This is a genomic window from Parvularcula mediterranea (assembly GCF_013085255.1).
Taxonomy (GTDB): Bacteria; Pseudomonadota; Alphaproteobacteria; order Caulobacterales; family Parvularculaceae; genus Parvularcula; species Parvularcula mediterranea.
Genome location: NZ_JABFCX010000003.1, coordinates 505,288 through 526,203, shown reverse-complemented (window position 1 = coordinate 526,203; position 20,916 = coordinate 505,288). Strand labels below are relative to the sequence as shown.

The following is a 20,916-nucleotide window of genomic DNA, read 5'->3' as shown; positions in this document are numbered from 1 at the left end:
AGCTTCGTGAAGGTTACCGTGGGCGGCGCGGAGGTCAGTCGTCTCCTGCAATGACGAAGGGCGGCGGTGCGCGTTCGGTCGTGCATGCAGGGACGGCTGAGCCATCGAGATATCCCGCCGGATCATCGAGAAAGGCGTGAGCAGCCTTCATCGCGCATCCATCGCCGGACCAGTTGTTGGTCTCGGTGTGCCCGCCCTTGGCGATGGTGAGCATCTCGCCCCGGGAGAGAGTCTCAAGAGCAATCTGGCCGAAGCTCGGGGGCGTGCTGGGGTCGTAAGCTCCGGCGACAATGAGGGTCGGCACGTCGCTGACGGTGGCCGCAACCTCGGCGGCTGGACGCTGGGCGACACCGAAGGCTTCGCAGAGCTCCGGCCTCACCGCTGCGCTTTCGAGACCTGCGAAGGGCGCGTCAGGTTTGCCGCGCGCTCGTTCGGAGTAGGGTAGTGCTTCGCTGCACCAGACTGACAGCCGCTGGCCCCAAGCGTAGTCGGAGCCGAGGCCGGAGTGAACCAGCGGTAGGATCGCTTCACCATCCCGCCTTGCAATCGCGTCCATGATCGCAGGCGCGTAGCTGATCCATTGGGCAGAGGAGAGGTTGACGAGGCTGACAAGATCGGTGGCCGTGAGTTCGGTGATCTCGGTCTCAGTGGCGAAGCTGAAGGGCGCGTCTTCTGCCGCGGCGATGGCGGCGAAGAATCTCTGCCCGAGGTCCGGGTACGCTTCGGCGCAGGCGGGTTCGGCTGCACAGTCTTCGGCAACAGAGGCGAGGGCGAGGCGGAAATTCTCCGCACTCGTATCATCGTACTTTGCTTGATGGGGCAGCGGCGAATCGAGCACCAGCGCATCGAGCGCCTCGCCATGTTCTCGCGCATAGGTCAGCGCCACGCGGGTGCCGTAGGAGAGGCCGTAGAGCGACCAGCGGTTGTGTCCGAAGGCGATGCGGAGGTCTTCGAGATCGTCTGCCACTGCCGCTGTGTGGTAATCGCTGGTGTCCACGCCTTCGCTTCGCAGGCGCTCTGCACACGCCATAATCACTTCAAGCGGCTCGCCGCTCCCCTCCACTTCGCCAAAAGCTTCGCGAAGGCCGGGGCACCGCAGGGCAGGAGACGCGTAAGCCGTCCCGCGCTGGGCGAAGATGATGAAGTCTCGGTTCTTCGTCCACGGATAGGCACCGGGATAGGCGGCAGCAGACAGACCCTCCGTCCCCGGACCGCCTGAAATGCGCACGATAGGCGGAAGCTCCGATGGCTCCTGCGCCTTGATGATGATGACAGGGAGAGTGACCGAGCCGCCAGAAGGATCGGTCCGGTCGGCGGGAACCGTCAGGGTGTAGTGCTCAGCGGTGAAGGCCGAGGGCACGCTGACCACCGGCTCGCTCGCCTCAAGGACCGGCGCGTAGCTATCGCGTTCAAGCTTTTTCTCCGCACACCCAGCAATGAGGGCGAGAGGAAGAAGAGCCGCCGCGATCCGCAAGCCCTACTGCCCTTCGCGCCGGGCTAGGAACGCCAGCCGCTCGAAAAGATGCACGTCCTGCTCGTTCTTGAGGAGCGCGCCGTGGAGCGGCGGGATCGCTTTGCGGGCGTCCTTCTCGCGCAGGACGGACATGTCGACATCCTCGACCATCAGGAGCTTCAGCCAGTCGAGGAGCTCCGACGTCGAGGGCTTCTTCTTGAGGCCCGGCGTCTCGCGCAGCTCGTAGAACCGAGTGAGGCCGAGGCGGACGAGGTCCTGCTTGATGTTCGGATAGTGGACATCGACGATTGACTTCATCGTCTCGGCGTCCGGGAACTGGATATAGTGGAAGAAGCAGCGGCGCAGGAATGCGTCGGGCAGCTCTTTCTCGTTGTTCGAGGTGATGATGATGATCGGACGCTGGGCCGCCTTCACCGTCTCGCCTGTCTCGTAGACGTAGAACTCCATCCGATCGAGCTCCTGCAGGAGGTCGTTCGGGAACTCGATGTCGGCCTTGTCGATCTCGTCGATCAGGAGGACCGGGCGGACGTCCGAGGTGAATGCTTCCCAGAGCTTGCCGCGCTTGATGTAGTTGGCGACGTCGGTCGCTTTCTCCTCGCCTAGCTGGCTGTCCCGCAGGCGGGCCACGGCGTCATACTCATAGAGGCCCTGGGCCGCCTTGGTGGTCGATTTCACGTGCCATTCGATCAGCGGCGCGCCGAGGCTGTCGGCCACCTCCTTGGCGAGGACGGTCTTGCCGGTCCCCGGCTCCCCTTTGACGAGGAGCGGGCGCTCCAGCGTGACGGCTGCGTTGACCGCGACCTTCAGGTCATCGGTGGCGACGTAGGTGGAGGTGGATTGAAAAGCCATCCGAGCTGGATAGGTGAGCCGTGGCGGGGCGGCAAGCGCCTAGCCGCCGCATCCTCCGCAGCCGGAGCCGCAGCCTGAGCCACCATCGCCTCCGTCGCCGGACTTGCCTGCATGGCCGCCGCTGCAGCCCGTACCTGAGCCGCCCTTCCCCTTGCCGCCGCCTTTCAGGGCGAAGGCGATGACGAGGACGAACAAGGCGGACATGCCGAGGATGATCATGAGGTCACGCGGGATGCCTTCTTCGGCGCCAGCCGCCGGGGCCGCTGCGGCGAGAGCGAGTGCGCCCGCAGCCACTGCGCCCGCGGTCCCGATGCCAGCGAGCCTGCGCTTCGAGAGAAGAAGCGTGTCACTCAAGTCGATCCTGCGAAAATGCGGAGCGCGGCCAAAGCGGACGTCGGGGGCGGGCCAGATGTCCGACGGAGCGTCCTCGCCGAAATGCTCCTTATAGAGAGCAAGTGTCGCGTCGTAATTGTCCCTGTACCGTGTGTTTTCGGCCTTGCCGCCCTTGGTCGGGCCGTGATGAAGCTCCGTGCCGAGAGCTTCCTTCCATTCGCTCCAATAGTGCCGGGTGTAGCAGAGGTGCAGGTGCCAAGCCTGGTCGACCTCATCGGACGGCGTGACCTCACGACCGCAAACCACCGCGAGATACGCAAAGCGGCGATACTCCTCGAGCACGCGCTCAGCGAAGGGAAGGCTCCAGCCATTGTCCCGCGCGAGCCGCGCGGAAAGCGGGAACGCTGCGTCAGCGGCTTCGATGGAGCAGGCGGCGATCGCCTGCCAGCGGTCCGAGGTGAAGGCTTTGCCCATGGGTCTCTCCTTGATCGCAACGGAGAGCCTAGGGGAGGGCGGGCGCTCCCGCCAAGGCCGGCGGTCAGAGGCCGAAAAGCGCCAGCATTTCAGCATTCACCCGTCGCGGGCGGCGCTTTTCCGCATCGACGAGAACCCACCAGGTAAGCGCTTCGGCAGCGGGGCGTTTCGAGCCTTTTATCCTGATATCGGTGTGCCTTGCGAACTGGGCGCCTTTGACCTCGCCGAGCCACGTCCGGATTTCGACCTCGTCGCCTTCCTTCACCTCGCCGCGATAGTCGATCTCGTGGCGGCCAGCGACCCAGACATGAGCGGAGGCGACATCGTCAGGGGCTACGGCAAACCAGTGCCCGACGGCCGCGTCCTGCACCCAGCGGACATAGACGGCGTTGTTGACGTGGCCGAGTTCGTCAATGTCCTCCGCCTGCGCGATGCGCGAGGACAGGCAGGCTGTCTCGAAGGAATTGCAGCCGATGAGCGGGCCTTCAGGTTCAGGGATGTCCTCGGAAGCCATAGCGGTGGTCTCTTTCGTTCCTGCGACGCCATGCCGGAAGCCGCCAGCCGGCTTCGGCCTAAGTCCTTCGTAGCGAAAGGTCGATCCATGGTCACCGATATCTACGAACGGTTCAGCAAGCTCGTCGCCGCCATACTGCTGGCAGGGGCGGGGGTGGTGATCCTCTTCTCCCTTGGCTCTTTCATCGTCAGCCTGACGTCGATCTTCGACGATTTTACCGTGGTGCAGGACTACCTGACCTTCCAGCGCTTGTTCGAACGCATTCTCGCAGTCGTCATCGCGCTCGAGCTGGCCCACTCGGTGGAGCAGATGGCCTCAGGCGCGCGAGGGGTGGTGCAGCTCAGGACCGTGGTCCTGATCGGTATCCTCGCGGTGGTGCGTAAGCTGATTGTCCTGGATATCGAGCAGACCGCCGGGTCAGTTCTGATCGGCCTCGGCGCCACGGTCCTGGCACTCGGCTTCGTCTATGTCGCGACTTACTGGTGCGACCGGTCAATTGCCGCCATCGGTCCCGGGGAGGGCAAAGAGGATGCTGCCGGGGACGACCAGCAGCATCCTGAGGAGGTCAGGCAGCCTCTGTGACGCCTGTGTCCCATTTGGGTGCCCATTTCGGATCGATGATCCGACCGTCCGGCTTCATCAGGCCGTAGATCGTCTTCATGTCTTCCGCAGACAGTTCAAAGTCGAAGATGTCGAAGTTCGCGGCCAGGTGGTCCTCCGATGTCGTCCGCGGAATGGCGGCAACATTGGCCTGCTGCAGGTGCCAGCGCAGGACGACTTGCGCGGGCGTCTTCTTGTTCCACTCGGCCACCCGCTCAATGGCAGGGTTGTCAAGCGTCGAACCCTGACCGATCGGTGAGTAGCTGGTGAAGAGCATATCGAACCCGCGTGCCGACTTGAGGATCGGGTCCTGGTCGAGCATCGGATGGTACTCACACTGAATATTCGCGAGGCGCTCGGGGCAGTCGGTGACAGCCTGGAGGAGCTGCTCCTGATTGTAGTTCGAGACGCCGATGAGCTTGGCGTGGCCGTCCTCCTTGAGCTTGGCGAGAGGGACGACCTGGCGTTTGATCTCCATGTCGTTGATCGGCCAGTGGTTGAGTATCAGGTCGACATAGTCCGTACCCAGCTTGTCAAGGCTCTCCTTCATGGCCTCGTCATGCTCTTCCTTCTCAATCCGCGGATTCCAGATTTTCGTGGTCAGGAAGATTTCCTCGCGCGGCACGCCGCTCTCCCTGATGGCGCGGCCGACCTCTTCCTCGTTCTCATAGATCGCGGCGGTGTCGATATGGCGGTAGCCGACCTCGAGCGCCTTCAAGGTGATGCGATAGGCATCGTCGCCTTCGAGCTGCCAGGTACCAAGACCAAGGCGCGGGATGTCGATGCCGTCAAAGGTGTGAAATAGCATGGGGCCTCCTGAAATTCTCAGGAACCCAACACCGGACCGGGCGGAACCGTTCACAGCTGCGGCGATCGTTCGATAGTTTTTGCGAATAAGTCGCAACGCTGTTGACAATGATTTGCAAGAAGCTAATTGCGAGGCGTTCTCAGTTGCAGGTTCCGTTTGAAAAATGCTTTCCGCACTTCTCCTTAGCACCGCCGCCACCCAGATCAGCGCCAACGCCTCTGTCTCGGCCAGCAATGCCGACATCGTCGACGAAATTGTTGTCCAGGGCAGAGTCCTCTACACGAGCCAGGTCAACGCGCTGAAGTCGCCGACGCCGATCCTCGACGTGCCGCAGAGCCTGTCGATCATCGGCGCCGAAGAGATCGTCCAGCGCGGCTTCACGAGCATCGGCGAGATCATCACCTACACCCCCGGCGTCAACAACAGCCAGGGCGAGGGCCACCGTGACGCCATCGTCTTCCGCGGCGTCCGCTCGACCGCTGACTTCTTCATCGACGGCGTGCGCGACGATGTTCAGTACTACCGCCCGCTCTATAACCTCGAGCAGGTCGAGATCCTCCGTGGACCGAACGCTCTTTTCTTCGGGCGCGGCGGCACGGGCGGTGTCCTCAACCGGGTGATGAAGAAGGCTGACCTTTCCGAGGACTTCACCGGCTTCCGGACCTCGGTGAACAGCTTCGGCGCCTACGACATCTGGATCGACACCAACAAGACCGTTGGCGAGAACGGCGCGTTCCGCCTCAACGCGATGTACGAGACCTTGGACAACCACCGGGACTTCTTCGATGGCGAGCGCATCGGCATCAATCCGGCCTTCCGCTTCGAGGTCACGCCCGCGACGACCATCGACCTCTCTTACGAATACATCGACCACCAGCGGTTCATCGACCGGGGCATTCCGACGGGAGCTGACGGTGAGCCGGTGGAAGCCCTGCAGGACATCGTCTTCGGCGACCCTGAGCTCAATGACGACCGCATCGAGGCGCATCTCTGGCGCGCGCAGGTTCAGCATCGCTTCTCCGACAGCCTGAAAGGGCGCTTCAGCGCTTTCTATGGCGACTACGACAAGTTCTACCAGAACTTCTATGCCGTTAGCTATGATCCGCAGACGGAAGTTGTCGGCCTCGACGGCTATGTCGATACGACCCAGCGTCAGAACTTCATCCTCTCAGGCGATCTGGTGGGCGAGTTCGAGACAGGCTCCATCGGCCATACCATCGTCACCGGCGTCGAATACATCGATACGGTCAACAACAATGACCGCTTCAACCCGGTCTGGGACCAGACGAACGACGATGTCGAGTTCTTCGACGTCATGCGCCCCCTGATGCTGTCGGGCGGCGTCGGCGTGAACGCCTCGGGCCAGACGACGACCGTGGCCTTCTCGGACCTCAACGATGACACCGAAGCCGACGTCCGCGTCACCTCCGCCTACATCCAGGACGAGATTGCCCTGTCGGACCAGCTGGACCTCGTGCTCGGCCTGAGGTTCGACAGCTTCGAGATCGATGTCCTGAACGTCCCGGCTGACGAGCGTCGTTCGCGTACGGATGACAACATCGCTCCGCGCGTTGGCCTCGTCTACAAGCCGCTCGAGAACATCTCGATCTATGGCAGCTACTCCGAGACCTTCCTGCCGCGGTCGGGCGAGCAGTTCGCCAACATCAACGGTGCAGCCAATGCTCTTGACCCGGATGAGTTCACCAACCTCGAAGCAGGCATCAAGTGGGACTTCATTGACGGGCTGAGCCTGACGGCAGCTGTCTTCCAGATCGAGCAGTCCTCGCCGCAGGTAGCGGACAATGACCCTGAGACCCTCGACGTCATCGACAGCGAGACCAACGGCTTCGAGCTCCAGCTCCAGGGCCGTGTCACCGACCGCTGGTTCATCACGGGCGGCTACAGCTATCTCGAAGGCGAGATCGTCGACCGCAACGGCCCTACCGGCCTCACGCCGCGCGAGCTGCCTGAGAACATGTTCAGCCTGTGGAACGCTTTCGACGTCACGGACAAGTTCGGCCTCGGCTTTGGCGTGACCCATCAGGGCGAGAGCTTCATCACCAACGCCAACACGGCTGTGCTGCCGAGCTTCACCCGCTTTGATGCTGCAGGCTACTACGACATCAACGAGAAGCTCCGCATTCAGGTGAACATCGAGAACCTCACCGACGAGCTCTACTTCCCGAACGCGCACTCGACGCATCAGGCGACGGTCGCTGCGCCCCTGAACGCGCGCTTCACCCTGAGCGGCCGCTTCTAGGAGCGTTCCTTATACGAACAAAAAAGGCGCCCCGCGGGGCGCCTTTTCTTTTGCCTCGTAGGGACGGGAAGGGATCACTCGATCTCTTCCGTCTCCTCCGGATCTTCTCCGGTGTCGTCGCCATCGAGGATGGTGACGGTCGCGCGGCGGCGCTGCCAGTAGCTCGGATCGCCGAACTTGAAGACCATCTCACGCAGCATCCGCTGACGCGCGGGCGAGCCGGTCGAGAGGTCGTCGCCGCTGAGAGCTTCGACACCGGGACGCGGACCCGGATAGGGCTCACCGCCTGAGAGGTCAGAGATCGTCCGCTCATAAGGCAGCCATACCACCGTGCCGCGCTTCTGGAGGAGCTCTGCCACCTCACCCTCTCCAAACTTCTCGAGGTGCATGCGCAGGTCGCGTGGCCAGTTCGCAAAGAGCGCGCTCTGGGCTTCCTTGTAGATCGGCGAGACGCCCAGCGAGCGTTTGCCGACGCCATCGACGCCGCGCAGCGAGTTGACGAACTCATCAGCGTTCTTGTTGAGGTCGCTGTTCAGCGTCCCGGCATTCCACGCGCTCGTCAGGATCGAAGGCCCGGCCAGGTCACCATGCCAGAAGCCATAGATGACTCTTGGGTCTTCCCAGTTCTTGTAGACGATCTCTTCGCGGATATCCCGCAGGCTGAGCGTGACGCCGTCGATCTCGATCAGCGGTGCGTCATGGAGGAGGACGCCGTCGACCAGCATCCGGCTCGGCTCCACCACCGGGTAGCGCTCGGCAAGGACCGCCATCAGCGTGATGTTGTGGAGGTTGAACCAGTAGACCAGCTGCTGGTTGCGGGCGAGCTCTTCAATGTCGATCCGGTTGCCGATGGTCTCGAGGCTTTCGGCATATTCGCGAGCGGCCTTCTCGACGTCAGGGGTGAACTCGGAGAAGACGACCTTGTTGCCTTCGAGGCGGATGGGGCTGTCATGGCCCTTCGTCAGTCGGCTGCCCGAGGGCGGTGGTGGACGCTGCTCACGGCGCCTCGTGGAGGGGCCGAGATCGATGACGGTCAGGTCGAGAAACTCGTCGATGACGTCATAGTCGATCTTCTGGACGGAGCCTGTCGGCGCCGGGGTGAACTTCGCCAACTCGGCGAGGCGCGCCGGGCTGGGTCCAGTATCCTCAACGACCGGTCCGGTCGCGCAGGATGCGAGCGCCACAGCGGCGCCGAGGGCGATAATCTGTCTCATTCTGATGGCGTAGGAGAGCGCGGTGTCACGGGCAAGTGCGCCCTTTGATGCTGAGCGGAAATCCTCGGCTCCCGCCCTTGAAGAGCGGCGCAACTAGGAGCACACCGCCCATAGGATAAGGAGAAACCGATGGCTGACGCTGGCACCAACGAATACCCCACGAACGAACTCATGGTCGCCCGCCGCAACGAGGCCTGCCCGAATGGCCTCCCGTCGAAGTCGGGCATCTACGCTGCCAAGGCGCAAGGGGCCGAGCTCTGGGACGTCGAAGGCAAGCGCTACATCGACTTCATCGCAGGCATCGGTGTCCTGAACGTCGGCCATAACCATCCGAAGGTCATGCAGGCCGCCCGCGACCAGATGGAGAAGGTGGTCCACACCTGCTTCGGTGTTGCTCAGTACGAGCCCTATATCGAGCTGGCCGAGCGCCTGAACAAGCTCGTTTCCGAAGCGGGTGGGGGCAAGTCGAACTACAAGACCATGTTCATGAACACGGGCTCGGAAGCCACCGAGCACGTCTGCAAATTCGCCCGCCGCATCACGGGCCGGCCGGGCCTTATCAGCTTTGAGGGCAGCTTCCACGGCCGGACGCTCCTTGCCACCGCGCTGACCGGCAAGTCCCGTCCGTACAAAGAAGGCTTCGGCCCGCTTCCCGGCGATGTCTATCACGCTCCGTACCCGCATGAGTATAAGGGTATGTCCACGCAAGGCTCGCTCGCCTGCCTGAACCATATCTTCGAGACATCGATCCATCCATCGGACGTCGCTGCGATCCTGATCGAGCCGGTTCAGGGCGAGGGCGGTTTCGTCCCTGCGCCGCGTGAGTTCCTGCAGGGCCTGCGCGATATCTGTGACCAGCACGGCATCATGTTCATCGCCGATGAAGTGCAGACCGGCTTTGCCCGGACCGGCACCATGTTCGCGATCGAGCAGTCGGGCGTCGAGCCTGACTTCCTCGTCTGCGCCAAGTCGATCGCTGGCGGCTTCCCGCTTTCAGCTGTCATCGGCAAGACCGACCTCTTCGACCAGATTGGCCCGGGCGGCATGGGCTCGACCTATGGCGGCAACCCCGTGGCTTGCGCCGCGGCCCTCGCCGTCCTCGACGTGATCGAGGAAGATGGCCTTCTTCAGCGTGCCGAGGAAATCGGCGCCAAGGTTGAGAGCCGCTGGAACGAGCTGGCCCAAGGCGTCGGCAAGGGCGTCTTCGGCGATGTCCGCCGCGTGGGCGCCATGGCGGCCGTGGAGATGGTCACCGATGGCGACCCGATGAAGCCGAACTCCGACGCTGCCGCCAAGATCCAGGGCCGCGCGCGGGAGCTGGGTCTTATCACCCTCACCGCAGGCAAGAAGGCACAGGTCATCCGGACCCACGTGCCGCTCGTTGCTTCGGACGCGATCATCGACGAAGGCCTCGACATCTTTGCCCAGGCCACGAAAGACGTGCTGGGCGGCTGATGGATCAACGACTGCGGGAGAGGCTGATCGCCCTCGCGCGGTCACTCCGTGTGCTGCCTTTCGTCGAGAAGATGTACACCGCACGCCAGGTCGAAGAGGCCGCGGCGGCGAACAAAGAGTGGCAGGAGAGGAACCCTGACAAGGTCTTCCCTCCTGCCGACCTGATCTGCCGGACCTATGGCGACGCGACGTTCCGGGGCTTTGACAGCTGGGGCCGCGCGAATGCCACGGACATCACCGCGATCATTGAGCGCCATATCAAAGGCGAGCGCCTTGATGTGGCCGAGTGGGGATGTGGTCTTGGGCGGATTGCCGTGCACTTGCCCGAGCGGTGGGACTATATCGGCTTTGACATCGACCAGTCGTCCATTGATTGGTGCAAGGAGCATCTGCGCGGCACTTATAAGCTCAACGACCCCGAGCCGCCGCTGCCGACCGATGATGAAAGCTTCGACGTGGTCTTCGCGGTTTCGATCTTCACCCACCTCTCCGATGAGGCGCACCGAGTCTGGCCGCGCGAGATCGCGCGCATCCTGCGTCCCGGCGGCATCTTCGTTTTCACCGTTCATGGCGATGAGCAGGCGACGAAGCTGACGGGCTCCGAGCGCAGGAGCTTTGACGAGGGCGAGCTGGTTGTCAGGGGCGGTGTCGAGGAGGGCAGCCGGACCTACCTCGCCTACCAGCCGAAGCGCTTCGTGGACGAGGTGCTGCTCGAGCCCTTCGTGAAGCTCGAGGGACCGTTCCAAGCTCTCGGCCACACAGTCTACGTGGCAAGAAAGTCATAAACGGCGTTCCACCCTTGATTGCGACGGAAAATGCGCATCAACTGGCAGGGAATTTCAGGGAGCCGCAGGGCATGCGCTATCTTCTTGCAATCATTGGCATCCTCGGCCTTGCCGCGTGTGTGTCTCCGTCGAGCCTGATCCCTCGCGATTGCGGCAGCGAGAACTGGTTCTACCGGGGCCTCGGCGCTGATGACGATATCTGGGCGCTGGGCGGGATCGACAAGCAGGCGCGGTTCTATCGCCAGAACTGCGGCGGAGCGTTTGATCGTCAGGCCTTCTACGCTGGTGTCACGGCCGCAAACGATCGTGTCAGCTACTACCGCCGCTACCCCAATGATCGCTACGGCTACCGCCGCTATCACTACCGTCGCTACGGCTACTACGACCCCTATGACCCGGTTTATGGCCGCCGGGGACGCCGTGGCCGCTACCGTGATCGCGGTGTCGAAGGTGATCTCGACGGCCTGAAGGGCGTGAAGCTCAAGGACGGCGTCGAACGTGACGATGGTGACCAGCGTCCCCGCCGCGATAGCAGCAGCTCGTCCTCGTCTTCTGGCTCCTCGAGCTCGGGTCGTTCGAAGGGCGTGCGGGCGAAACTGCCGAAGAAGGACTAAGAGGAGGGGCGCGTTGCGCCCCTTTTTCGCATCCTCATCATCTCGGACGCGCCCCCGCGCTGGAAATCGCAACACAATCGCGCCAAGGTGCCCTCGGGTAAGGGACCAAGGGCATGAGCACCACCGAGATCAGCGCGGCTGCGCCTGAGCAGAGCACGCCTCTACCGCAGGGCCGTGGCTGCCTCGCATGCGGCGCGGAAATTGTCGGCCCCTTCTGCTACAATTGCGGGCAGAAGGACGATGACTGCCGCCGCTCGATCACCCACCTTGCCGGTGAGACCGTGGCCAATGTGGCGGCTCTCGATGGCAAGTTCCTGCGCACGTTCCGGTGGATGCTGACCCGTCCGGGCAAGCACCTCCACCAATATGCCCATGGCAAGCGGTCGCCTTTTACCCCGCCGGTCAGGTTCTTCTTCGTCGTGACCTTCGCGTTTTTCGCGACCCTGTGGCTCACCGACACCAACATCTTCGTCCTCCAACTCGTCCCCGAGGACCAGCAGGAAGAGCTCGATGAGAGCCTCGTCCTCGACTTCAACGTCGAGGCGGAAGGCGAAGAAGCCCCGCCCGCCGAAGAGGCAGCCCCTGTTGAGAAGCCGCAAAGAACGCCTCGTATCCTGAGCAAGGAAGAGGTGGCCGAGGTCGAAGGCGAGGTCCGTGCCGCGCTTGAGGATGAGGGCGTGGAGATGCCCGAATTCATGGAGCGCGTCTTTGACGGGGCGGCTGGACGGTCGCCCGCCGGCGAGGATCCTGCAGCCCAGGACAACCTAGCCGAAGCCCCGCCAACAGACGGCGAAGATCGCGGAGAGGACGCCACAGGTCCTCCTGCCACCGAAGAGCCGGCCGATGCGCTTGCCGAGAGCCAGGAAGAGTCTGCCGAAGATCTCGCTGACGCAGCCGAGGACGCTGCCGAGGAAGCTCGCGAGGCTGCCGCGGAAACCGAACCCGAGGAAGAAGAGGCGCCGGGGCCGCGCATCGTCCCCTATGGCGGTTTCTTCCTGAAGGCGCAGGACCTCAACTACACCGAAGAAGAGAAGCAGTGGCTGCGCGACCGCGTCAGCCTCGGTGAAGGCGTCAACTTCATGGGGCGTCAGCTGACGTCAGAGCGTGTCGGGGACGCGCTCATCATGACGATGCAGAACCCCAACGCCTTCTCGAATGCCCTCAACGAGGCAATCCCGGTGCTGATGCTGCTGTTCGTGCCGTTCATGGCGGTGCTGGGTGCCCTGATTATCAGGGGCAGGGATGCGCTGATCTACGACCACCTGCTGCTGTCGATCCAGACCCATGCGTTCGGGTTCGTCATCCTGACGATCATGCTCTGGTTCAGCGGCATCGTGCCCGATGAGATCGCAGGTCTCGCCTTCATGTTCGGCATCCCCGTCTACTATGCGCTGGGGCTCAAGGGTGCCTTCAAGCGGGGCTGGTTCAAGACCGTCTTCACGACGATCTTCGTCGGCATGATCTATAACTTCTTCATGCTGATCGCGCTCTTTGCAGCTGTTGCTTTCAGTCTCTGGCAGATCGTCTAGAAGGCGGGATGTTCACGCTCAGGCAACCCAGCATCCCCGTCGTCGATGGCCGTCGTTTTCCGGTCAGGCGTATCTTCTGCATCGGCAAGAACTACGCCGACCACGCCATCGAAATGGGCTCGGACCCCAAGTCCGAGCCGCCGGTGTTCTTCACCAAGCCCGCCGACGCGGCCTGTTCCGCGCGGGAGATCCCGTTCCCGCTTGCGACCGAAGACCTGCACTATGAGGCAGAGCTCGTCGTAGGCCTTGGGGCAGGCGGCACGGCGCTCTCCGACAAAGAGGCTGCCGCCGCCATCGTCGGTTATGCCTGCGGTTGCGACCTGACCCGCCGGGACCTCCAAGCGGAAGCGAAGGAGCGCCGCGCGCCCTGGGACCTTGCCAAGGCGTTCGATGACAGCGCCATGGTCGGCAAGCTGATGCCGCGCAATGACGTTCTCACCGCTGGCTCAATCGAGCTGAAGCTCAATGGCGAGGTTCGTCAGTCTGCGGACATTTCCGATATGATCTGGTCTATCCCCGAAGTCCTCTCGCGTCTCTCGCGCTATTTCGAGCTGCGCCCCGGCGACCTCGTCTACACAGGCACTCCGGCAGGGGTCGGCGCGCTCCAGCCAGAGGACAAGGTCGAGGTGGCTATTGCGGATCTGCCGCCCCTGAGGTTTACGCTGCTCGAATGACCAAAGCCGACATCTACGCCCAGACCGCCAAAGAGATCGCCGCCGTCCTCGAGGGCGAGCCGAACCTGACCGCGCGCATGGCCACCGTCTCCTGCCTCCTCGCCCAGGCCTTCCCGGGCAACATCTGGACGGGGTTCTACATCGTCGATCCCGACAAGCCGCAAGAGCTGGTCGTGGGGCCCTACCAAGGCACCCTCGGCTGCCTCCGCATCCCCTTCGGCAAGGGCGTCTGCGGCGCGGCAGCTGCGACCCTCGAAAGCCAAGTGGTCGAGGACGTCCATGAGTTCGAAGGCCACATCGCCTGCGACAGCCGCTCGGTCTCCGAGGTCGTCGTCCCTGTGCGGACGAAATCTGGCCAGCTCATGGCCGTCCTCGACATCGACAGCCCGGACAAGGGAACCTTCGACAGGACCGACGCCGAATGGCTGGAGCGCATCATCGAAGAGACGTTCGCCAACTGAAGGAGCCGACATGCGCCGCCTGTTTCTGACCATTGCCTTGGGATGCATGACGCAGGGCGCACAGGCGCAGGACCCGCTGGTCGGCGGATACGTCGCCGCTCTCTACGATGGCGACAGTGTCACAGCGATGGAGATCGAAGGCATCGCGGATCCCGATAGCGGCGCTGCTGTCAGCATGGACACCGTGTTCCACGTCGCATCCCTCTCGAAGCAGATCACCGGCGCGGCGCTGGCGTTCGCGATCCTCGACGGCAAGGTGAGCCTCGATGACCCTGTCGCGAAGCATATCCCGGAAGCGGCTCATTACGGCGAAGCCCTGGAAGTCGGGCACCTCCTCTATTTCACCAGCGGCCTGTCCGAAGCCTACGACCTGCCCCGGGAGGGCGGGCAGCCTTGGTCGACCCACTTCCATTTTTCCGTAGACGATGCAATCGAAGCCAGCCTTTCCGTTGAGGAGCTTCAATTCGCTCCGGGAACGGAATGGCGCTACAACAACATCAACTTCCAGCTGATCGCAGAGATCGTTGAGCGCGCTTACGAAAAGCCATTCTCAGCTGTCGTGCGCGAACGGGTGTTCGAACCGCTGGGGATGTCCGCATCGCTGATCCATGACGACGTCACGACCGTCATCCCGAACCGCGCAAACGGTATCGCTCCGCGTACCGCTGGCTTTATCGGAGCCCTCAAAAGCACCGGACTGACCGTCCACAAAGAGGGCGGCCCCATCCTCATTCGCCGCAATGCGCCCCATTACGGGGGAAGCGGCGTCATGACCTCCATGCGCGACTGGATGCTATGGCAGGAAGAGATCCTGACCCGCGACGCGTTCGGAGAGGCGTTCTGGGATCTGATGGTCTCCACACGGACCTATGAGCACCCGAAGGACAATGACGCCTTCGGTCTGGTCCACGGTGATGCAAATGGCGAACCCATCCTCTGGTTCGCAGGCTCCGACATCGACGCATCGAGCTACCATCTCGTCGCCCCCCGGCTCGGCCGCGCAGCAGCCTGCTTCTCGAACCAACCAGGCTTCGATTGCCGGGCGAGGGCGAATGCTCTCTTTGATCAGGACAGGTGAGCCTGCGCCGAACGCTTTGACTCCAAGCCTTCTTCCTGCATGATCCCCTTGGGCAAAAAGGGCAGGGTAGGGCCATGAAAATCAATGGATTCTGGGCAGGGCTAGGCGCAGGTGCTGTCATCGCGCTCCTCGCGATCACAGGCTGGTTGCCAAACCCACCCTGGGATAAGGGTTCCAAGCCTAAGGGGAGCAAGGAGATGACAGTCTACTCCGACGCTCTGATCCTACTCCCCGCAGAAGGCTTTATCGCTTCGGCCGAACTCTCCGGATACGGCACCTCTCAGGAAGAAGCCGTCGCATCACTGAGTGGGCAATTGTCGGCGCTCCGGTCGGAACTTGGCAGGCTTGAGGGACTCGAGAGCCTCAGTTTCGAAGCCGACGAGCTCGACGTCCAGGGCTATAAGCAACAGAGATGTGAGGGCGTCGACGGCTCGGACCAGCGCCGGCGCCTCGATTCCTGCCCGCCCAGCCGATACGTTGCGAGTGTGCTTCTTGCCGTGACCGCCGCGCCAGCGCGCGAGATGGGGAACGTCATCGCTCTGGGTACAGATCTCACCGACGGCGACTTCAGCTTCGATCAGTACATCATGATCGACCAGATCGACGGTCGCGCCCGTGCGATCGAAAAGGCCATCGCGACGGCGCGTGCCGAGGCCGAAGTGCTTTCAGCTGCCTCGGGCCTCAAGCTCGGCAGAGTTCTCGAAGTCGATCCTCAAGGCGCTGCGCCAAGCGAGGAGTACGACATGGCTGAGGATGACGTCATCGTCGTTTCGGCTTCGCGAATTGCTCCGAAGTACGAGCTGGATCTCGACGATCCTAAGCTGCCGATTGAGGTATCGCTCGGCGTGACCTTTGCGGTCGAACCGATCGACGAGGAGTAGCTTTGAGAAACGTCGGCATCTTCCTCGCCTGCGCGCTCATCGCCTTTTGGATGCTCGGCGGCGGCGTCGTGCATTTCGTCAGCCCTGAGGCGTTCTTCCCGATCGTGCCGGATTGGCTGCCGGAGCTTGAGGTGGTCCTCATCTCAGGCGCGGTGGAGATCGCGATTGGCCTCGGCGTGATCGTCCGGAGGACACGGGCGCTGGCGGGGCTGGCGTTCGCGGCGCTGTGCGCTGGGTTCCTGCCGCTCCATCTCTGGGACTTCTTCCGGCCTGACCCGGTGTTCGAGGTGCCCGTCGCGGCGAGCATCCGCATCGGCGTGCAGTTCGCGCTGATTGCCATCGGCCTCTGGCTTTGGAAGGCCTCGGGGCGCTAAAGCTCCGGCCATGCTCTCCTACCAGCACGCCTATCATGCAGGGAATGCCGCGGACGTTCACAAGCATTTCGTCCTTGCAGAACTCCTCCGCCTTCTGACGAAGAAGGATCGCGGGGTATCCTATCTCGAGACCCATGCAGGTCGTGGGCTCTACGACCTCACCTCGGAAGAAGCGCAGAAGACTGGCGAGGCGGCGCTCGGTATCGATCGGGTTGAAGGGCTTGAAGGGACCCCGATCGGTGACGCTCTCGAACAAGTCCGTGCACAGCATGGGGAGACAGCCTACCCCGGTTCGCCGCTGATCGCTTCTTCGCTGCTGCGAGAGCAGGACAAGATCGCGCTGATGGAGATGCATCCGCAGGAACACCGCGCCCTTCGCCGGGCGATGAAAGGCTCGGGCGCAGCCGTCCACAACCGCGACGCCTATGAAGGTGCCAAGGCTCTGACGCCGATGGACCCGAGGCGGGGCCTCGTCCTGATCGACCCACCTTACGAGCTGAAGGACGAGTACGGACGAGCGGCAAAGCTCGCCATGACGATCCACAAGCGCTGGCCCGAGGCGGCGATCATGGTCTGGTACCCGATCCTCGACGCAGGACGGCACGCGGAGTTACTGAGCGGCATGGCGGAAGGGGAGCCGCTCGTCAGCGAGGTGAGCTTTCCGCCCAAGGATGGCCGCGGGATGAAGGGCTCAGGCCTCGCAATCATCGGCGCGCCCTACGGCGCCGATGAGGCCATAGCGCGCGCCATCGCCCTCGGTGGCCGCGTGTTCCGCCCCTAAAAAAGGGAGGCCTGAGGGCCTCCCTCCTTCATTCGGTATGCTGAGCGCCTAGTAGCGCTTGCGCAGGGTCAGGCCAATCGTGCGCGGCTGGTTCGTCCGGTACGCAAGGCGCGCCCGGCCACCACGCTCACGGTCGAAGGACAGGAGCGCGTTCTCGTCAAAGGCATTGTTAATGTAGAGAAGAGCTTCAAAGCCGTCCTCATTCATCAGGCCCCAGGAGAAGTTGGCGATCGTGTAGTCCGGAAGCTGAAGATCCAGTGCCGTCACGTCATTGCCGCTGGCACCGCCGAAGGGCAGGCCCGAGGCAAAGGGCTGGATGATCGGATCCTGGTCACCCGGCTGGGTGAACTGCTCGTCGACATACTGGACCGAGCCATTGAAGACGGCCGACCAGCCCGGACGGAAGCTGTCGAGCGGGTACTCGTAGCTCGCGACGATAGCCGCCTGCACCTGCGGTGCGGAGGGCAGCTCAGCACCTTCGAAAAGACCCGGGATCGGCGTGCCGTCGCCCAGCGCAACCGTGCTGTCGAGCTCGGCATTGATGAACGAACCCGCGAACGAGATGTCGAGGCCTTCGATCGGCTCGATGGCCACTTCAGCTTCGATACCGGTGGTGTGCGCTTCGGGGACGTTGAACACGATCCGCGAGGAGCACGAGCCCGCATCGAGGGTCACCTGCAGGTCCGAAATGTCCGTGTAGAACGCAGCGGCGTTGAAGGTGATCCCTCGGAAGTTCGACTTGATGCCGGCTTCGTAGTTGATCAGCGTCTCGTCATCATAGGCCTGGAAGCCGCCGAAGACCGCTTCGTCTTCCGCCGAACACAGAGGAACGTTGAGCGGGTCGTTGACACCGCCGAGGCGGAAGCCCTGGCTGATCTGCGCATTGACAGTCGTATTGCCAGTCAGGTCATAGGCGGCGATCAGGCGGCCGTTGAAACCGTCTGAGGTTGTCGAATCCATGACCATCGAGTCGCCATTGGCAAAGAGACCGCCCGAAGTGATCTCGCGATCCTCTTCGAAGTCGTAGTAGCGGCCGCCAGCGGTGACGCGGAAGTCATCGTTCACGTTGACCGTTGCCTCGCCAAACACTGCGTACTGGGTGAGGTCGTAGAACAGGTCCGAGTTGAACGGACTGTCCGCACCAAAGCCGTTGCGCACGGCATCGGAAGTCCCTGCGCCAAGGACATCATCCGTGAACCCATCATACCCGCGAGTGGGAAGACGCTGGGCATAGTCGCGCTCGATCTTCGAGTAGAATGCACCCAAGAGCCAGTCGACCTGGCTTGCGCCTGAGTTCGCGATCCGCACTTCCTGCGTGAAGCTCGACAGGTCCGTCGTGTCCCGCAGGTTCGAAGGGATCAGAACCGCTTCGTCCGGGTACCCAAGGTCGACCGAGACCGAGCCCGTGAGGGCTGAAGCATCGCGACTTACGAGAATCTCCCGCTCCATCACCGAGGTGATCGAAGTAATGACGGCCGGTCCCGTATTGTATTCAAGGGTCACGTCACCGATGATCGTCTCATCAAAGAACCGCTCGTCACGCAGGAGGTACTGCTGACGCTCTTCAAAAGTGACCGGCGTCCGCGTAGTCGTGAACGGATTGCCGAAGAGGTTGAACTCTTCCTGACGGTTAAAGCCGTCGACATCGATCTCCTGGAAGATGATCCGTGGGGTGATCTTCAGGTTCTCGGTCGGCTGGAACATCAGTGAGGCGCGGATGCCCTGACGGTCGCCGGAGTTGACGTCCTCGTCGATGCGGAAGCCTTCAGCGGCCGTCGGATCCTCGCGCAGGGCGTCGATGAAGCCTGCATACTCCGTGTGGTAGGCTACAAGGCGGAAGGCTGCACTGTCAGACAGCGGAACATTGACCACGCCCTTGAGGCTACCGCCGGTGCCGCCGTCGGAGATCGTGTTGACGTCAGCTTCTACCATCGCCTCGAAGGCATCGGGGTTCGGCTGGTTCGTGATGTAGCGCAGCGTGCCGCCGATTGAGCCAGACCCGAAGAGGGTGCCCTGCGGACCACGCAGCGTCTCGACCCGGTTGAGGTCGAAGAGATCAAGGTCAGGGGTGAAGAGCGACAGCGAGATCACGCTCTCGTCGAGATAGACGCCGACCTGCTCCTTCACGCCCGGCTGGTCACGGACGATCTGGCCTGCCGAGACGCCGCGGACGGAGACCTGACTTTGGCCTGGGCCGAGGTTCTGAATGTTGAGGCTCGCCACGTTGCGGGCGATGTCTTCAAGGGTCTGGGAGCCTGTGCGCTGGATATCTTCCTGCGTCTGGGCATCGACTGAGAAGGGGACTTCCTGAAGCGTCTGTGCGCGTTTGGTGGCCGTGACGACGATCACATCGTCATCGTCGATCACCTGGGCCTGAGCAGCGGTTGTCAGCGCAACGGCCGAGACACCGAGTGTCAGGATAGAGGTGAGGGGCAGTCGGGTCATTTGGTGTTCTCCCTGATGCTTTATGGCCGGGACGGGTGTTCCATCCCGGGACAAACAACGTGTCGTTCGGGAAGGTAAATGCGACCTTTACTTTCGGCGCTGGCAGCACGTGACGCCAAGATGTTGCGTAATTGTGACATAAGTTCGCTCAGAACGCGCCCGAAACGCCCAATTCCCGCCAAAACAGGGTGAACAGAAGCGCTCAAGACAACCGGCATGATGCCTGCATCTCGCGACCAAGAGCGCCGGAGACTCCGGCTCAATGGGAACGAGAACGAATATGACCAGCAAGATGATCGCAGCTGCCCTCGCAGGCGCCGCCCTGATGACCGCCTCTGCCGACGCAGCGGTCGTCTTTACCGAAGGATTTGAAGGCCAGCAGATCAGCTCGCGCTGGCGCGTCTTCGACAATTTCGGCCAGTTCATGACGATTGACGGGGCAGGGATCGAAATCCAGCGCTCCGGCACCGTCGTCACCGCCTATGAAGGCAACCAGTATGTCGAACTCGACAGCCACAAGGGCAATGGCGGCGACGTCAACGCTGCGACGAGCAACACGTCGATGGCTGCCCTCGCCAACCTCGTCGCTGGTGCCCAGCATTCGGTGACCTTCGCCTACCGTCCGCGGACGAACAACTACAACGACAATGGCATCGCCGTCTCGATCGGTAACCTCGACACCTCGGGTGCTGAGCCGGTCTTCACCCAGTCGATGCAGATCGGCTCGGTCGATGGCCGCCGCCGTGACCAGAATGCCTGGCATGTCGTCACGATGAACTTCCTCGCAGGCGTCGGCGACAACGCCATCATGTTCCGCGCCTTTGGCAGCGACAACACACTCGGCGGCTTCCTTGACGACATCGCCATCGAAGCTGACCTGACCGACGTGAACGTACCGCTTCCGGGTGCAGCGTTCCTCCTCGGCACGGGCATCGCCCTGATGGCCCGCTCCCGCCGCCGCGTCTAACGCGCGTTGGCATGAGGCTTGCTACTCTAAGGATAGGTTCTCAAGCCGACACAGACCAGCGGGCAACCCTCACCAGCCCATAGAAAAACCCCCGCCTCTCTTCCGAACCAGAGGCGGGGGGTTTTTTTTTTTTTGGGGGGGGCTGATCTCAGCGCGCTGAGCCGGGCTTTTCCTCCAGGGGCTGGCAATAGGCGCGGGCATCCTGCCCCCCCTCGAGAACATCGGAGATACGCCCCAGTATGAGATGGGGGCCCTCCTTCGAGACATGATCATCATCCACATAGAGAAAGCTTTCGCCTTCTCCCCCCCCGCAATCGCTATCGCTGCATAAGAGGGGGTGAGGAAA

At 62.6% G+C, this 20,916-nt stretch carries 20 protein-coding genes; 13 read left to right on the top strand and 7 right to left on the bottom strand.

Annotated features, from left to right (window positions below; all coding sequences use genetic code 11):
* Positions 1 to 34 precede the first annotated feature (34 nt).
* The 4 genes from HK107_RS11315 to HK107_RS11300 all read right to left on the bottom strand — a co-directional run bounded on the left by HK107_RS11315 (position 35) and on the right by HK107_RS11300 (position 3,644).
* Positions 35 to 1,474 (bottom strand): alpha/beta hydrolase, encoded by a 1,440-nt coding sequence (locus tag HK107_RS11315; RefSeq protein WP_173199824.1) that lies wholly within the window; start codon positions 1,472 to 1,474, stop codon positions 35 to 37.
* 3 nt (positions 1,475 to 1,477) lie between these two features.
* Positions 1,478 to 2,323, bottom strand: coding sequence for an AAA family ATPase (locus HK107_RS11310; RefSeq protein ID WP_173199822.1), 846 nt, complete (start codon positions 2,321 to 2,323; stop codon positions 1,478 to 1,480).
* 39 nt (positions 2,324 to 2,362) lie between these two features.
* Positions 2,363 to 3,130 (bottom strand): glycine-rich domain-containing protein, encoded by a 768-nt coding sequence (locus HK107_RS11305; RefSeq protein ID WP_198912395.1) that lies wholly within the window; start codon positions 3,128 to 3,130, stop codon positions 2,363 to 2,365.
* A 64-nt stretch (positions 3,131 to 3,194) separates the two neighbouring features.
* A complete protein-coding gene (locus HK107_RS11300) occupies positions 3,195 to 3,644 on the bottom strand; it encodes an acyl-CoA thioesterase (protein WP_173199820.1) in 450 nt (149 codons plus the stop codon).
* An 87-nt stretch (positions 3,645 to 3,731) separates the two neighbouring features.
* On the opposite strand from HK107_RS11300, the gene HK107_RS11295 reads away from it, so the two are divergent.
* Complete coding sequence (locus HK107_RS11295) at positions 3,732 to 4,226, top strand: phosphate-starvation-inducible PsiE family protein (protein WP_173199818.1); 495 nt, start codon at positions 3,732 to 3,734, stop codon at positions 4,224 to 4,226.
* Here the strand turns inward: HK107_RS11295 and HK107_RS11290 are convergent.
* Positions 4,210 to 5,052, bottom strand: coding sequence for an aldo/keto reductase (locus HK107_RS11290; RefSeq protein WP_173199816.1), 843 nt, complete (start codon positions 5,050 to 5,052; stop codon positions 4,210 to 4,212). The genes HK107_RS11295 and HK107_RS11290 overlap by 17 nt on opposite strands.
* Before the next feature lie 163 nt (positions 5,053 to 5,215).
* Between HK107_RS11290 and HK107_RS11285 the strand changes: the two genes are divergently transcribed.
* A complete protein-coding gene (locus HK107_RS11285; protein ID WP_173199813.1) occupies positions 5,216 to 7,312 on the top strand; it encodes a TonB-dependent receptor in 2,097 nt (698 codons plus the stop codon).
* Between the two features lie 74 nt (positions 7,313 to 7,386).
* On the opposite strand, the gene HK107_RS11280 is transcribed toward HK107_RS11285, so the two are convergent.
* Positions 7,387 to 8,526 carry a DUF547 domain-containing protein gene (locus HK107_RS11280; RefSeq protein WP_173199811.1) on the bottom strand — a complete coding sequence of 380 codons (1,140 nt, stop codon included), beginning with the start codon at positions 8,524 to 8,526 and terminating at the stop codon, positions 7,387 to 7,389.
* A gap of 129 nt (positions 8,527 to 8,655) precedes the next feature.
* Here HK107_RS11280 and HK107_RS11275 point away from each other — a divergent pair, with 129 nt between their 5' ends.
* The 10 genes from HK107_RS11275 (at position 8,656) to HK107_RS11230 (ending at position 17,158) form a co-directional block, all read left to right on the top strand.
* Positions 8,656 to 9,981 carry an aspartate aminotransferase family protein gene (locus HK107_RS11275; protein WP_173199809.1) on the top strand — a complete coding sequence of 442 codons (1,326 nt, stop codon included), beginning with the start codon at positions 8,656 to 8,658 and terminating at the stop codon, positions 9,979 to 9,981.
* Positions 9,981 to 10,766 carry a class I SAM-dependent methyltransferase gene (locus tag HK107_RS11270; RefSeq protein WP_173199807.1) on the top strand — a complete coding sequence of 262 codons (786 nt, stop codon included), beginning with the start codon at positions 9,981 to 9,983 and terminating at the stop codon, positions 10,764 to 10,766. Before HK107_RS11275 ends, HK107_RS11270 begins: the two co-directional genes overlap by 1 nt.
* Before the next feature lie 71 nt (positions 10,767 to 10,837).
* Positions 10,838 to 11,380 (top strand): hypothetical protein, encoded by a 543-nt coding sequence (locus HK107_RS11265; RefSeq protein ID WP_173199804.1) that lies wholly within the window; start codon positions 10,838 to 10,840, stop codon positions 11,378 to 11,380.
* 113 nt (positions 11,381 to 11,493) lie between these two features.
* Complete coding sequence (locus tag HK107_RS11260; protein ID WP_173199802.1) at positions 11,494 to 12,909, top strand: DUF3667 domain-containing protein; 1,416 nt, start codon at positions 11,494 to 11,496, stop codon at positions 12,907 to 12,909.
* 8 nt (positions 12,910 to 12,917) lie between these two features.
* Positions 12,918 to 13,583 (top strand): fumarylacetoacetate hydrolase family protein, encoded by a 666-nt coding sequence (locus HK107_RS11255; RefSeq protein ID WP_173199800.1) that lies wholly within the window; start codon positions 12,918 to 12,920, stop codon positions 13,581 to 13,583.
* Positions 13,580 to 14,044 (top strand): GAF domain-containing protein, encoded by a 465-nt coding sequence (locus tag HK107_RS11250; RefSeq protein WP_173199798.1) that lies wholly within the window; start codon positions 13,580 to 13,582, stop codon positions 14,042 to 14,044. Before HK107_RS11255 ends, HK107_RS11250 begins: the two co-directional genes overlap by 4 nt.
* A gap of 10 nt (positions 14,045 to 14,054) precedes the next feature.
* Complete coding sequence (locus HK107_RS11245) at positions 14,055 to 15,122, top strand: serine hydrolase domain-containing protein (protein WP_173199796.1); 1,068 nt, start codon at positions 14,055 to 14,057, stop codon at positions 15,120 to 15,122.
* 74 nt (positions 15,123 to 15,196) lie between these two features.
* Positions 15,197 to 16,003: an SIMPL domain-containing protein gene (locus tag HK107_RS11240; protein ID WP_173199794.1), complete on the top strand. Its 807-nt coding sequence runs from the start codon at positions 15,197 to 15,199 to the stop codon at positions 16,001 to 16,003.
* Between the two features lie 2 nt (positions 16,004 to 16,005).
* Positions 16,006 to 16,377, top strand: a complete 372-nt coding sequence (locus HK107_RS11235; protein ID WP_173199792.1) for a DoxX family protein — start codon at positions 16,006 to 16,008, stop codon at positions 16,375 to 16,377.
* Between the two features lie 10 nt (positions 16,378 to 16,387).
* Positions 16,388 to 17,158, top strand: a complete 771-nt coding sequence (locus tag HK107_RS11230; protein WP_173199790.1) for a 23S rRNA (adenine(2030)-N(6))-methyltransferase RlmJ — start codon at positions 16,388 to 16,390, stop codon at positions 17,156 to 17,158.
* A 48-nt stretch (positions 17,159 to 17,206) separates the two neighbouring features.
* Here the strand turns inward: HK107_RS11230 and HK107_RS11225 are convergent, their stop codons facing one another.
* A complete protein-coding gene (locus HK107_RS11225) occupies positions 17,207 to 19,603 on the bottom strand; it encodes a TonB-dependent receptor (RefSeq protein WP_173199788.1) in 2,397 nt (798 codons plus the stop codon).
* 280 nt (positions 19,604 to 19,883) lie between these two features.
* Between HK107_RS11225 and HK107_RS11220 the strand changes: the two genes are divergently transcribed.
* On the top strand, positions 19,884 to 20,570 hold the full coding sequence (locus HK107_RS11220) for a hypothetical protein (RefSeq protein ID WP_173199786.1): 687 nt from the start codon (positions 19,884 to 19,886) through the stop codon (positions 20,568 to 20,570).
* Positions 20,571 to 20,916: the final 346 nt, after the last annotated feature.

Excerpts from the sequence above, each read along its gene's own strand:
- HK107_RS11240 (WP_173199794.1), top strand. The coding sequence starts at position 15,197 with ATGAAAATCAATGGATTCTGGGCAGGGCTAGGCGCAGGTGCTGTCATC.
- HK107_RS11250 (WP_173199798.1), top strand. The coding sequence starts at position 13,580 with ATGACCAAAGCCGACATCTACGCCCAGACCGCCAAAGAGATCGCCGCC.
- HK107_RS11300 (WP_173199820.1), bottom strand. The coding sequence starts at position 3,644 with ATGGCTTCCGAGGACATCCCTGAACCTGAAGGCCCGCTCATCGGCTGC.
- HK107_RS11310 (WP_173199822.1), bottom strand. The coding sequence starts at position 2,323 with ATGGCTTTTCAATCCACCTCCACCTACGTCGCCACCGATGACCTGAAG.
- HK107_RS11220 (WP_173199786.1), top strand. The coding sequence starts at position 19,884 with ATGACCAGCAAGATGATCGCAGCTGCCCTCGCAGGCGCCGCCCTGATG.
- HK107_RS11305 (WP_198912395.1), bottom strand. The coding sequence starts at position 3,130 with ATGGGCAAAGCCTTCACCTCGGACCGCTGGCAGGCGATCGCCGCCTGC.
- HK107_RS11265 (WP_173199804.1), top strand. The coding sequence starts at position 10,838 with ATGCGCTATCTTCTTGCAATCATTGGCATCCTCGGCCTTGCCGCGTGT.
- HK107_RS11270 (WP_173199807.1), top strand. The coding sequence starts at position 9,981 with ATGGATCAACGACTGCGGGAGAGGCTGATCGCCCTCGCGCGGTCACTC.
- HK107_RS11260 (WP_173199802.1), top strand. The coding sequence starts at position 11,494 with ATGAGCACCACCGAGATCAGCGCGGCTGCGCCTGAGCAGAGCACGCCT.
- HK107_RS11285 (WP_173199813.1), top strand. The coding sequence starts at position 5,216 with ATGCTTTCCGCACTTCTCCTTAGCACCGCCGCCACCCAGATCAGCGCC.
- HK107_RS11225 (WP_173199788.1), bottom strand. The coding sequence starts at position 19,603 with ATGACCCGACTGCCCCTCACCTCTATCCTGACACTCGGTGTCTCGGCC.
- HK107_RS11280 (WP_173199811.1), bottom strand. The coding sequence starts at position 8,526 with ATGAGACAGATTATCGCCCTCGGCGCCGCTGTGGCGCTCGCATCCTGC.
- HK107_RS11275 (WP_173199809.1), top strand. The coding sequence starts at position 8,656 with ATGGCTGACGCTGGCACCAACGAATACCCCACGAACGAACTCATGGTC.
- HK107_RS11255 (WP_173199800.1), top strand. The coding sequence starts at position 12,918 with ATGTTCACGCTCAGGCAACCCAGCATCCCCGTCGTCGATGGCCGTCGT.
- HK107_RS11230 (WP_173199790.1), top strand. The coding sequence starts at position 16,388 with ATGCTCTCCTACCAGCACGCCTATCATGCAGGGAATGCCGCGGACGTT.
- HK107_RS11290 (WP_173199816.1), bottom strand. The coding sequence starts at position 5,052 with ATGCTATTTCACACCTTTGACGGCATCGACATCCCGCGCCTTGGTCTT.
- HK107_RS11245 (WP_173199796.1), top strand. The coding sequence starts at position 14,055 with ATGCGCCGCCTGTTTCTGACCATTGCCTTGGGATGCATGACGCAGGGC.
- HK107_RS11295 (WP_173199818.1), top strand. The coding sequence starts at position 3,732 with ATGGTCACCGATATCTACGAACGGTTCAGCAAGCTCGTCGCCGCCATA.